Origin of the sequence: Micromonospora sp. NPDC052213 (assembly GCF_040679695.1) — a bacterium.
GTDB lineage: Bacteria > Actinomycetota > Actinomycetes > Mycobacteriales > Micromonosporaceae > Micromonospora.
On sequence record NZ_JBFAVI010000199.1, the window covers coordinates 1 to 12,123 of the forward strand.

Sequence of the window (12,123 nt, forward strand, 5' to 3'; positions counted from 1 at the left end):
GGGCCCTTCCCCGGCAGGGGGAGGGCCCTCGCCGTGGCTGCCGCGCCGGGCCGGGACGGTCAGTGCCGCCGGCCGGCGGTCAGAGCGGTCGGTCGTACCGGAGCTGGGGCACGACCACCGGGCCGAGGCGCTCGTCCCGTGCGGTGCCGGTGTGGACCCAGCCGCCGCGCTCGTAGAAGCGCCGGGCGTGCGCGTTCGACGCCAGCACCCACAGCACCGCCCGCGACCAGCCGCGCGAGCGCATGGCGTCCAGCGCGTCGACCATGAGGGCCCGCCCGGTGCCCCGGCCGCGCTCGGCCGGGTCGAGGTGGAGGGCGTTGAGCAGGCCCGTCGCCGGGTCGCCCTCGTCGTCGGGGCCGAGGTAGCTGAAGCCGACCAGCCGGCCGTCGCGTTCGGCGACGGTCATCCGGTGGTCGTCGCGCTCCCACCCCCACCGCTCGGCCCAGTACCGCCCCATCGCCTCCGGCCCCGGCTCGGCCAGCGCCTCGGGCGGGACGAACGACGCGTACGCCGCGACCCGGGACCGCTGGTGCAGGGCGCCGACCGGCATCAGGTCGGCCGCGGTGGCGGGGCGGAGGGTGACCGTCACCCGGCCGAGGCTACCCGCCGGGGCGGGACCTGCACGGTGGTCAGGTCCTCGGCGATCACCAGGTCGCCGTCGAAGTGCGCGCGGGCCTCGTCGGCGAAGCGGGTCGCGTCCCCGTACCGCTGCGAGAAGTGGGTGAGCACGAGCCGGCGTACGCCCGACTCGGCCGCCACCCGCGCGGCCTGGCCCGCCGTGAGGTGGCCGACCTCGGCGGCGAGCGCGGCCTCCGAGTCGAGGAAGGTCGACTCGATGACCAGCAGGTCGGCGTGCTCGGCGAGGGCGTAGACCCCGTCGCAGAGCCCGGTGTCCATCACGAACGCGAACCGTTGCCCGGGCCGGGGCACGCTCACCTCCTCCCGGGTGACGCGGCGCCCGTCGAGGTCGAGGTGGCCGACCCGGATCAGCTCCCCGACGGCCGGCCCGGCGATGCCGTACGCGGCCAGCTTCTCCGGCAGCATCCGGCAGCCGTCCGGCTCGACGAGCCGGTAGCCGTACGTCTCGATCGGGTGCCGCAGCCGGCGGGCCTCCAGCGTGCCGACGCCCAGGGTGATCCGCTGCCCGTCGGCCCCGATCGGCTCGACGCGCAGCTCGGCGGTCTCGTGGAAGGAGCTGGCGTGCCGCAGCCGGGCGAAGTACTCCGCGCCGCCGGCCGGGAAGTGCACCGCCACCGGGTGCGGCACCCGGTCCAGCGAGAGCCGCTGGATGGTGCCGGGCAGGCCGAGGCAGTGGTCGCCGTGGAAGTGGGTGACGCAGATCCGGGTCAGGTCGGTGGCGGTGACCGTGGAGTGCAGGAGTTGCCGCTGGCTGCCCTCGCCCGGGTCGAAGAGGATCACCTCGTCGTCCCAGCGCAGCACGTACCCGTTGTGGTTGCGCTGCCGGGTCGGGGCCTGGCTGGCCGTCCCGAGCACCACCAGCTCGCGCATCGACACGGTTGACCTCCGGCTGCGTCGACCACCCGGCCCGGAAAAGGGTCGACCCCCGGGGCTTCCGCGCTCACGCGCGGGCCGGCTGGACTGGGCCGGCACCCCGGGGGTCGGGTGGCTGTCGTGGATTCGCCGCACCGCTGCCACACGGTCTCGACGATGGTGCCTGTGCCCGCCTCGCGGCGGACGGGATAACTGTCGAGGACAGCGGCTAGCGGACAGCCACCTCACGAGTCCGATTGCTATACAAGTCTGGACCACCTCCTTTCCCGTGTACGGCCACGCTATCCACCGACCGGGCCGCCGGCAACGGATTTCGATCACAGGCTCCCGGGGAATACGCCTAGGCGCTCTCCGCGATGCCGATGGGGCCCTCGCGGGGGCCCTCCTCGCTGGCCGGCTGCACGGCCAGCGACGGGAAGTCGGCCAGGTCGCCCTCCGGCTCGGCGTCCCACTCGGGGAAGACCAGGTCGCTCTGGAGGTAGAGGCAGAGCAGCTGGGTGAGCTGGCGCAGCCCGTCGAGGTGGGTGCGCTCGTGCCCGTGGGTGGCGTCCACGCCGAAGCCGAGCAGCGCCACCCGGGCGTGCGCCCCGGCCTCCACCGCCGCCGCCACGTCCGAGCGGTAGTAGTCGAAGACGTCCCGGACCAGGCGCACCCCGTGCTCGGCGGCGATCGAGGCCAGGTTGCGGGTCAGGTGGTAGTCGAACGGCCCGACGCCGTCGCCCATCGCCAGGGTGGCCGCGTCCTCCCGGGACTGCTGGCCGGGGGCGACCACCGCCGCGTCCACGGAGACGATCTCCGCGACGTCCGGGTCCAGCCCGTGGCTGGCCCCGTGCCCGATCTCCTCCGTCACGGTGACCAGCAGGTGCGCGGTGACCGCCGGGCGTACGCCGGCGTCGACCATCGCCTTGAACGCGGTCAGCACCGCCGCCACGCCCGCCTTGTCGTCCAGGTGCCGGGACTTGACGTACCCGGAGGGGGTGACCGTCGGGTTCGGCAGGAACGCGACGAAGTCCCCGGCGTCGACGCCCAGCGCGCGGAGGCCGGCGATGTCGTCGACCGGCTCGTCGACCCGTACCTCGACCTGCTCCCAGCCGATGCCCTGGGAGTCGACGGCCTCGTTGTAGCGGTGCCCGCTGGCCTTCAGGGGGAGCACCTGCCCGGTGATCACCCGGTCCAGGTCGTCGGTGAAGATCCGCACGTGCGCGCCCTCGGCGAACCGGGCGCTGTGCGTGCCGATCGGCTTCAGCTCCAGCCGGCCGTTCTCCTTCAGCCGCTTGACCATGCCGCCGATGGTGTCGGTGTGCACCACGACCGCCCGGTCGGCGCCGGTGGAGCGGGGGCCGGGCAGGAAGGCGCTCAGCGCGCCGCGCCGGGTCAGCGTGGAGCCGATGCCGAGCGCGGAGAGCCGCTCGCCCACGTACTGCTGCACGTGGTCCGTACGCCCCGACGGGCTCGGGATCTCCAGCAGCTCCACCAGCACCTGGCGCAGGTAGTCCAGGTCGATCTCCAGGGGCCTCGGGCTCACGCGGCGCCTCCCGGGCCGACCGGGGACCAGAGCCGCCGCGGCGCGCGGGTGCCCGGGAAGAGCAGGTCGACGAAGCGCTCGGCGGTCGGCTGCGGCTCGTGGTTGGCCAGGCCGGGCCGCTCGTTGGCCTCGATGAAGACGTGCTCGGGCCCGTCCGGCGCGGGGACCAGCAGGTCCAGCCCGGTGACCGGGATGTCCAGCGCGCGGCTGGCCGTCACGCACGCCTCGGCGACCGCCGGGTGCAGCTCGGCGGTGACGTCGTGGATGGTGCCGCCGGTGTGCAGGTTGGCGGTCTTGCGTACGGCCAGCACCTGCCCCTCGGGCAGCACGTCGTGCAGCTCGTGGCCGGCCTCGGCCAGCACGTCCCGGGTCATGTCGTCGATCGGGATCGTGGACTCGCCGCCCGTGGCGGCGGCCCGGCGGCGGCTCTGCCGCTCGATCAGCTCGGCGATGTCGTGCACCCCGTCGCCGGTGATCGAGGCGGGCCGACGGACCGCCGCGGCCACCACCTCGTGGTCGATGACGACGACCCGCAGGTCCTCGCCGGCACGCATCTCCTCGATCAGCACGTCCGGGCAGAACCGGGCGGCCAGCTCGACGGCGGCGGCCAGCGCCTCGGGGGTGCGTACGCCCACCGTGATGCCGTTGCCCTGCTCTCCCCGCGCCGGCTTGACCACCACCCGGCCGGCCTCGGCGAGGAAGGCGGCGTCGCCGTCGTCGCCCGTGGCCGTCCGCCCGCGCGGCACCGACAGACCCGCCTCGGCGAGGATCCGGCGGGTCACCCGCTTGTCGTCGCAGCGGCTCATCGCCACCGCCGAGGTCAGCTCCGACAGCGACTCGCGGGTCCGGACGGTGCGCCCGCCGCTGCTGAGCCGCAGCTCGCCCCAGGCCGGGTCGGTCACCTCCACCCGGATGCCGCGGCGCATCGCCTCGTCGGCGACGATCGTCGCGTACGGGTTGAGCTGGTCGTACCCCTCCGGCGTGGCGGGCAGGAAGAGCCGCTCGTTGATCGGGTTCTTCCGCTTCACGCAGAGCGTCGACGTCCGGTAGAAGCCGAGTCGCTCGTAGAGCCGGATCGCCCCGGCGTTCTCCGCGAGCACGGACAGGTCCACGTACGCCCGGCCGCGCGCGACCAGCCGGGCGGCCAGCGCGGTGATCAGGGCCTGGCCGGTGCCGGGCGGCGCGGTGTTGAAGTCGACGGTGAGGCACCACAGGCTGGCCCCGTTGTCCGGGTCGTCGAAGACCGCGACGTGGTCCACCCCGGTGATGGTGCCGACGACCTCGCCGGTGGCGTCCTCGGCGACCAGGTGCAGGAAGCGGTCGGTGCGGGCGTTGGCGACGAGCACGTCGACGGGGGCGGTGACCATGCCGTTGCGGGCGTAGATCCGGTTCACCGCGTCCGCGTCGGCGGCGTCGGCCAGCGGGCGGATCGCCAGCCCCGGGACGTCGTCGTCGGCCGGTCGGTCGCCGCCCAGCGGCAGCCGGTAGGTCAGCGACGGGTCGATGAACAGCTCGTCGGGCAGCCGGGACACCAGCACGTGCGGGTCGCGCAGGTAGATGCAGATGTCCCGGGAGCCGGCGGCCTCGGAACGCAGCACGGCGGCGACGGCGGCCTGGTCGGTGAAGGTCTGCCCGAAGACGAGCCGGCCCCAGCCGCAGTCCAGCACCACGTCGGTGTCGCCCTCGCGGGCGGGCGTCTCCGGTGTGCCCGGGGCCATCGGGTCGCCGCCGGGCCCGACCCGCTCCCGTCGCCGGCCGCCACGGAACCGGTCGGACCGGGCCGTGCCGGTCGCCAGGGTGTCGGTCACCGTCAGTCGATTCCGTGGCTCTGGAGCCACATTTCCAGGAGTCCGAGTTGCCACAGCTTGTTTCCGTTCAGCGGGGTCAGTTCGGCGTTCGGGTCGGCGAGCAGCGCGTCGACGTAGTCGGCGCGGAACAGGTCGCGGCGGCGGGCCTCGGGCGCGGAGAGCGCGTCGCGTACCCGGTCGAGGAGCTTGCCCTCCAGGTGGGTGAGGCCGGGGACCGGGAAGTAGCCCTTCGGCCGGTCGATGACCTCGTGCGGCAGCACCCGGCGGCCGATCTCCTTGAGCACTCCCTTGCCGCCCTGCGCCAGCTTGAGTTCCGGCGGGCAGCTCGCGGCCAGCTCGACGAACTCGTGGTCGAGGAACGGCACCCGGGCCTCCAGCCCGTGCGCCATGGTCATGTTGTCCACCCGCTTGACCGGGTCGTCGGTCAGCATGACCTGGGTGTCGATCCGCAGCCCGGCGTCGACCGCGGTCTCCGCGCCGGCCCGGCCGAGGTGCGCGGCCACGAACTCCCGGGCCGGGTCGCCGTCGGTCAGCCAGGCCGGGTTCAGCACCCGGGCCAGCCCGGCCGCGTCCCGGTCGAGGAACGCCCGGGCGTACGTGTCGAGCGCCTGGTTCCGGCCGACGCGGGCGAGCGGCGGATACCAGTGGTAGCCGCCGAGGATCTCGTCCGCGCCCTGGCCGGACTGGACCACCTTGACGTGCTGCGACACCACCTCGCTGAGCAGGTAGAACGCCACGCAGTCGTGGCTGACCATCGGCTCGGACATCGCGGCGACGGCCGCTTCCAGCGGCGGCACCAGGTCGGCGGCGGCCACCCGGATCTGGTGGTGGTCGGTGTCGAACGTCTTCGCGACGAGGTCGGAGTAGCGGAACTCGTCGCCCTCCCGGCCGCCGACGGAGTCGAAGCCGATGGAGAAGGTGGAGAGTCCACGCTGGCCCTCGCCGGCGAGCAGGGCGACGACCAGGCTGGAGTCCAGGCCGCCGGAGAGCAGCACGCCGACCGGCACGTCGGCGACCATCCGCCGGCGTACGGCGGTGGTCAGCGACTCGAGCAGGGCGTCCTGCCAGTCCTTCTCGGACCAGCCGGCCCGCCCGGCGGCGCGGGTGAAGGCCGGGTCCCAGTAGACCCGCTCGGAGGTGCGGCCGTCGGCCTCGTAGACCCGTACGGTCGCCGGGGGCAGCTTGGCGACGCCGCGCAGGATGGTGCGCGGCGGCGGCACGATGCTGTGGAAGCTCAGGTAGTGCGCGAGCGCGACCGGGTCGATGGTCGTGTCGATCCCGCCGCCGGCCAGCAGCGCGGGCAGGGTGCTGGCGAAGCGCACCACGCCCGGCGTCTCGGCCACGTAGAGCGGCTTGATGCCGAGCCGGTCCCGGGCCAGCACCAGCCGGCCGGTGTCCCGCTCGCTGATCGCCACGGCGAACATGCCGACCAGGTGGTCGACGAAGTCGAGCCCCCACTCCGCGTACGCCTTGAGCACGACCTCGCTGTCGCCGGAGGAGAAGAAGCGGTGGCCCTTGGCCTGGAGCTCCTCGCGCAGCTCGCGATAGTTGTAGACGCACCCGTTGAAGACTCCGGTCAGCCCCGCGCCCGGGTCGACCAGCGGCTGCCCGCTCGCGGCGGAGAGGTCGATGATCTTCAGTCGTCGGTGTCCGAGGGCCGTCGGGCCCTGGGCCCAGACGCCGCTGTCGTCGGGCCCCCGGTCGCTCATCGTGGCCGCCATGCGCTCCACCGCCGACACGTCGGCGCGCGAGCCGTCACGGCGGAACTCTCCCGCAAGTCCGCACATGCGAGGCAATGCTGCCAGAGGCCGGTGCGGTTCGCCCGTTGAGCTGATGCCAGCGGTGTTCGTGGTTGCTAAGATGCTCGGCCCCGTCGGCCCGGCCCGTGGTGGCGGGGGCGTTTCCGGCCTGGCCCCGCCCCGGTGCCCGAATCGAAACGGGTCTGCGGTGTGACAAACACCGCAGACCCGTTCGCGGGCGTCGCGCGGGCTCAGCCGCCGGTGCGGGCGATGCCCACCGGGCAGCTCAGCCCGTTCGGGCCGTGGTTGCAGTACCCGTTCGGGTTCTTCGTGGGTGCGAGGTACTGCTGGTGATGGTCCTCGGCAAAGTAGTAGGCGCCGAGCCGGTCGATCTCCGTGGTGATCTCGCCCTTGCCGGCGCGCGCCACGATCGGCGCGAACGCGTCCCGCGACGCCTGCGCGGTGGCGAGCTGCTCGTCGGTGGTGGCGTAGATCGTCGACCGGTACTGGGTGCCCACGTCGTTGCCCTGGCGCATGCCCTGGGTCGGGTCGTGGTTCTCCCAGAAGACCTTGAGCAGGTCCTCGTAGCTGATCCTGCTGGGGTCGTAGACCACCTGGACCACCTCGGCGTGCCCCGTCATGCCCGAGCACACCTCCTCGTACGTCGGGTTCGGCGTGATGCCGCCCGCGTAGCCGGCCGACGTGGTGAGCACGCCGGGCAGGGTCCAGAACAGCCGCTCGGCGCCCCAGAAACAGCCCATGCCGAACACGGCCACCTGCGAGCCCTCCGGGAACGGACCCTTGAGGGGGGTGCCCAGCACCTCGTGCCGGTCCGCGACGGGCATCGCGATCAGACGACCCGGCAGGGCCTGGTCGGGGGTGGGCAGCTCGGCCTTCATACGGCGCAGGAACACGGTGGGACTCCTCTCGTACCTCTCCCAGCGTGCAACACCGCCGGACCCGCCTTCCTTACCCACCCCACCCGCACTCAGGCAGCCGGTGCGTCCGGGGCGGGGACGAGGGAGTCTTCGCGCCGGGTCAGAGGGCGGCGGCGATCCGGGCGGCGTACGCCTGCGCCTCGGCGTCCTCGGTGTAGCGGGTGCGGGGCCAGAAGAAGCCGCGCAGCCCGTCCCCCCTGGTCCGGGGCACCACGTGGGTGTGCAGGTGCGGGACCGACTGGGACACCTTGTTGTTCATCGCCACGAACGTGCCGCCGGCCCCCAGACCGGTCTCCACCGCCACCGCCAGCCGCCGGACCAGGCCGAAGTAGCCAGCCAGCGCCTCGGCGGGCAGGTCGGCCAGGGTGACCAGGTGGGTGCGCGGCACCACCAGGACGTGCCCCTTGAAGACCGGGCGGGTGTCCAGGAATGCCATCCCGTCCGGCTCGTCGGCCACCCGGAACGCCGGCACCTCGCCCGCCACGATCCCGCAGAACACGCACCCGCTCACCCGGGCAGGGTAACCGCCGCCGCGCGCGGCGGCCGCACCACAGCGCGGCGGGCATCGTTTCGCCGTGGTGGCCGGGTGAGCGGACGACCGGATGTGACTGCGGCCGGGTTCCATCCGCTGGGACGGACCGGACGACTAACGTTCCGGGAATGAGTCACGGCTTCGAGACGCTCGCCATCCACGCCGGCCAGGACCCGGAAGCCCGCACCGGCGCGGTGATCCCTCCGATCTACCAGACCAGCACGTACGCCCAGGACGCCGTCGGCGCGCCCCGGCTGGGCTACGAGTACAGCCGCTCCGGCAACCCGACCCGGGACGCGCTCCAGGAGTGCCTCGCCGCGTTGGAGGGCGGGTCGGTCGGCCTCGCCTTCGCCAGCGGGCTGGCCGCCGAGGACACCCTGCTGCGCACCGTCTGCAAGCCGGGCGACCACGTGGTGATCCCCGACGACGCGTACGGCGGCACGTACCGGCTCTTCGCCCGGGTCGCCGAGCGCTGGGGCCTGGACTACACCCCGGCGCGGGTCTCCGACCCGGACGCGATCCGGGCCGCCGTCGAGCCGGGCCGGACGAGGATCGTCTGGGTGGAGACGCCCACCAACCCGCTGCTCGGCATCGCCGACATCGCCGCGCTGGCCGGGGTCGCGCACGACGCGGGCGCCCTGCTGGTGGTCGACAACACCTTCGCCTCGCCGTACCTCCAGCAGCCGATCGCGCACGGCGCGGACGTGGTGGTGCACTCCACCACCAAGTACGTCGGCGGTCACTCCGACGTGGTCGGTGGCGCGCTGGTCGCGGCCGACGCCGGGCTCGGCGAGGAACTGCGCTACCACCAGAACGCGATGGGCGCGATCAACGGCCCCTTCGACGCGTGGCTCACCCTGCGCGGCATCAAGACCCTCGGCGTACGCATGGACCGGCACTGCGACAACGCCGAGCGGATCGCGGCCTACCTGGACGGCCACGCCAAGGTCGGTCAGGTCATCTACCCGGGACTGCCCTCGCACCCCGGCCACGAGGTCGCCGCGAAGCAGATGCGCCGGTTCGGCGGCATGATCTCGTTCCGGGCCGCCGGCGGCGAGGAGCACGCCGTGGAGATCTGCAACCGGGCGAAGCTGTTCGTGCTCGCCGAGTCGCTGGGCGGCGTGGAATCCCTGATCGAGCACCCGGGCCGGATGACACACGCAAGTGCTGCCGGCTCGCCGCTTGAAGTTCCCGGCGATCTCGTGCGACTGTCTGTCGGCATCGAGACGGTCGACGACCTGCTCGCCGATCTGGAGCAGGCGCTGGGCTGACCGCTGGCTGGGAGGGTGGCCGTGCAGGACATCATGCCGACCTGGGTGGGGGCGACCGCCAAGCAGATCGCCCGGGGCGTACGCCGGGGCGACGTCACGGCCACCCAGGTCGTCGCGGACCACCTCGACCACATCGCCCGGGTCGACGCCGACCTCGCCGCGTTCCGCACGGTACGCGGCGGGGAGGCGATCACCGAGGCGGAGAAGGTCGACGAGCAGGAGGACCTGGCCAACCTGCCGCTGGCCGGGGTGCCGGTGGCGGTCAAGGAGAACACCCCGGTCGCCGGCCTGCCCACCTGGAACGGGTCGGCCGCGGTCCGTACGCCCGTGGCCGAGGCCGACCACGAGGTGGTCCGTCGGCTGCGCGGTGCCGGCGCGGTGATCCTCGGGGTGACCCGGATGCCGGAGCTGGGCCTCTGGGGGATCACCGACGACGAGACCGCGGTCACCCGCAACCCCTGGGACGCCGGGCGTACCCCCGGCGGCTCCTCCGGCGGCGCGGCCGCCGCGGTCGCCGCCGGGCTGGTGCCGATCGCCCACGGCAACGACGGCCTCGGCTCGATCCGCATCCCGGCGGCCTGCTGCGGCCTGGTCGGGCTCAAGCCGGGGCGGGGCGTGGTCCCGTGCCAGCTCGGCGCGGAGGACTGGTTCGGCCTCACGGAGCACGGCATGCTCACCACCACGGTCGCCGACGCGGCCGTCGGCTTCTCCGTGCTGGCCGGCCGCCGCCCGGAGACGCTGGTCCCGCCGCAGCGGCTGCGGGTGGGCGTCTCGCTCCGTTCGCCGGTGCGGGGCGTGCACCCCGACCAGCCCAACCGGGACGCGGTCGCCGCCGCCGGCCGGCTGCTCGCCGCCGCCGGGCACGACACGGTGCCGGCCGATCCGGTCTACCCGACCGCGCTGGGCCTGCAGGGGATCGCGACCTGGTTCGCCGCGGCGGCCGCCGACGTGCGCGCCGCCGGGCTGGACCGGCGCGGCCTCCAGCGGCGCAGCCGCCGGCACGTCGCCCTCGGCGAGTGGGCGCAGCGGCGGGGCTACGTCCGGGAGGCCGACCGGGCCGCCTGGCGCGAACGCTCGATCGGCTTCTTCGCCGACCACTCGGTCGACCTGCTGCTCACCCCGGCCCTGGCCACCGTGCCGCCGGAGGCCGCCGGCTGGTCCGGCCGCTCCTGGCGGGCCAACATGCTGGCCAACATCCGGTACGCCCCGTTCGCCGCGCCGTGGAACATCGCCGGCCTGCCCGCCCTGGTGGTGCCGGTCGGCCGCCGGCCGGACGGGCTGCCGGTCGGCGTGCAGCTCATCGGCCCGCCCGGCTCCGAGCTGCTGCTGCTCGGCGTCGCCGGCCAGTTCGAGATGCAGGCCCCCTGGTCCCGCCACGCCCCCGGCTATCCCCGCATCCCGGCCGCGGTCTGATCCCGCCGGCCTCAGGTCTGCCGCAATCGCGCGGATCATGACCGGGCAAACCGGGATGAACGGCGCGCGCCTCGCGGGCCGGGAAGTGCAGGATCGCGGACAGTCGTGGTGCGGGCGTCGGTGCGGGCGGCGGGGGCGGCGGGTGGCACGATCAGGGCATGACGGAACTGGTCGGTCTCGCCGACGTACGCGCCGCGCGGGAACTGCTCGCGGGCGTCACCCGGACGACCCCGCTGGAGCCCTCCCGGCCGCTCAGCGCGGCGCTGGGCGGGCCGACGTGGCTCAAGTGCGAGAACCTGCAGCGCGCCGGCTCGTACAAGGTGCGCGGCGCGTACGTGCGGATCTCCCGGCTTTCCGAGGCGGAGCGGGCCAACGGCGTGGTCGCGGCGAGCGCCGGCAACCACGCCCAGGGGGTGGCGCTCGCCGCGGGCCTCGTCGGCACGCACGCCACGGTCTTCATGCCGGTGAACGCGCCGCTGCCGAAGGTCGCCGCCACCAAGGGGTACGGCGCCCAGGTCGAACTCGTCGGCAACACCGTCGACGAGTCCCTGGTGGCGGCGCAGACCTTCGCCGAGCGGACCGGGGCGACGCTCATCCACCCGTTCGACCACCGGGACGTGATCGCCGGCCAGGGCACGGTGGCCCTGGAGATCCTCGAACAGTGCCCCGAGGTCAGGACGATCGTCACCGGGGTGGGCGGCGGTGGGCTGGTCTCCGGCATGGCGGTGGCCGCCAAGGCGCTGCGGCCCGACGTGCGCGTCATCGGCGTGCAGGCGGCCAGCGCGGCGGCCTTCCCGCCCTCCCTGGTGGCCGGCGAGCCGGTACGTCTCCCGTCGTTCAGCACGATCGCGGACGGCATCGCCGTCGGCCGGCCGGGGGAGATCACCTTCACCCACGTCCGCAAGCTGGTCGACGAGATCGTCACGGTCTCCGAGGAGGACATCTCCCGGGCGCTGCTGATGCTGCTGGAGCGCGGCAAGCAGGTGGTGGAGCCGGCCGGCGCGGTGGGCGTGGCGGCGCTGCTGGCGGGCGCGGTCGAGGTGGAGCCGCCGGTCGTGGCGGTGCTCTCCGGCGGCAACATCGACCCGCTGCTGATGCTCCGGGTGATCGAGCACGGCCTCGCCGCGGCCGGCCGCTACCTGCGGGTGACCGTGCGCTGCACGGACCGCCCGGGGCAGCTCGCCTCGCTGCTCAGCGAGATCGCCGAGCACCGGGCGAACGTGGTGGACGTGGAGCACCAGCGGGCCAACCCGCGCCTGCGTCTGGGCGAGGTGGAGGTGGCGCTGTCGGTGGAGACCCGGGGCGTCGAGCACTCCGACACGCTGATCAGCGCGTTGCGGGCCAGCGGCTACCAGGTGGTCTTCGCGGCTGAGGCGTGACACCGG

The 12,123-nt window shown here is 74.0% G+C and carries 10 protein-coding genes; 3 read left to right on the top strand and 7 right to left on the bottom strand.

Annotated elements, in window-relative coordinates; genetic code table 11:
* Window positions 1-79: 79 nt before the first annotated feature.
* The 7 genes from AB0L34_RS29840 to AB0L34_RS29870 all read right to left on the bottom strand — a co-directional run bounded on the left by AB0L34_RS29840 (window position 80) and on the right by AB0L34_RS29870 (window position 8,033).
* The gene (locus AB0L34_RS29840; RefSeq protein ID WP_363708529.1) at window positions 80-589 is read right to left on the bottom strand and encodes a GNAT family N-acetyltransferase; all 510 of its coding nucleotides are present in this window, start codon (window positions 587-589) and stop codon (window positions 80-82) included.
* Window positions 586-1,515: a ribonuclease Z gene (locus tag AB0L34_RS29845; RefSeq protein ID WP_363708531.1), complete on the bottom strand. Its 930-nt coding sequence runs from the start codon at window positions 1,513-1,515 to the stop codon at window positions 586-588. The genes AB0L34_RS29840 and AB0L34_RS29845 overlap by 4 nt, the downstream gene beginning before the upstream one ends.
* A gap of 337 nt (window positions 1,516-1,852) precedes the next feature.
* Window positions 1,853-3,037: an osmoprotectant NAGGN system M42 family peptidase gene (locus AB0L34_RS29850; protein WP_363708533.1), complete on the bottom strand. Its 1,185-nt coding sequence runs from the start codon at window positions 3,035-3,037 to the stop codon at window positions 1,853-1,855.
* Window positions 3,034-4,845 (bottom strand): N-acetylglutaminylglutamine synthetase, encoded by a 1,812-nt coding sequence (ngg, locus tag AB0L34_RS29855; RefSeq protein WP_363708535.1) that lies wholly within the window; start codon window positions 4,843-4,845, stop codon window positions 3,034-3,036. Before ngg ends, AB0L34_RS29850 begins: the two co-directional genes overlap by 4 nt.
* A gap of 2 nt (window positions 4,846-4,847) precedes the next feature.
* The gene (locus AB0L34_RS29860; protein ID WP_363708537.1) at window positions 4,848-6,632 is read right to left on the bottom strand and encodes an N-acetylglutaminylglutamine amidotransferase; all 1,785 of its coding nucleotides are present in this window, start codon (window positions 6,630-6,632) and stop codon (window positions 4,848-4,850) included.
* 203 nt (window positions 6,633-6,835) lie between these two features.
* On the bottom strand, window positions 6,836-7,498 hold the full coding sequence (gene msrA / locus AB0L34_RS29865; protein WP_363708539.1) for a peptide-methionine (S)-S-oxide reductase MsrA: 663 nt from the start codon (window positions 7,496-7,498) through the stop codon (window positions 6,836-6,838).
* A gap of 124 nt (window positions 7,499-7,622) precedes the next feature.
* A complete protein-coding gene (locus AB0L34_RS29870) occupies window positions 7,623-8,033 on the bottom strand; it encodes an HIT family protein (protein WP_363708541.1) in 411 nt (136 codons plus the stop codon).
* Between the two features lie 149 nt (window positions 8,034-8,182).
* Between AB0L34_RS29870 and AB0L34_RS29875 the strand changes: the two genes are divergently transcribed.
* From AB0L34_RS29875 to ilvA, 3 genes are all read left to right on the top strand, one after another.
* Window positions 8,183-9,325, top strand: a complete 1,143-nt coding sequence (locus AB0L34_RS29875) for a cystathionine gamma-synthase (RefSeq protein ID WP_363708544.1) — start codon at window positions 8,183-8,185, stop codon at window positions 9,323-9,325.
* Between the two features lie 15 nt (window positions 9,326-9,340).
* Window positions 9,341-10,738 (top strand): amidase, encoded by a 1,398-nt coding sequence (locus tag AB0L34_RS29880; protein ID WP_363708546.1) that lies wholly within the window; start codon window positions 9,341-9,343, stop codon window positions 10,736-10,738.
* Window positions 10,739-10,896: 158 nt separating this feature from the next.
* Window positions 10,897-12,117, top strand: a complete 1,221-nt coding sequence (gene ilvA / locus AB0L34_RS29885; RefSeq protein WP_363708548.1) for a threonine ammonia-lyase — start codon at window positions 10,897-10,899, stop codon at window positions 12,115-12,117.
* Window positions 12,118-12,123: the final 6 nt, after the last annotated feature.

Coding starts and splice junctions, on each gene's coding strand:
- AB0L34_RS29860 (WP_363708537.1), bottom strand. CDS start 6,632: ATGTGCGGACTTGCGGGAGAGTTCCGCCGTGACGGCTCGCGCGCCGAC.
- AB0L34_RS29875 (WP_363708544.1), top strand. CDS start 8,183: ATGAGTCACGGCTTCGAGACGCTCGCCATCCACGCCGGCCAGGACCCG.
- ilvA (WP_363708548.1), top strand. CDS start 10,897: ATGACGGAACTGGTCGGTCTCGCCGACGTACGCGCCGCGCGGGAACTG.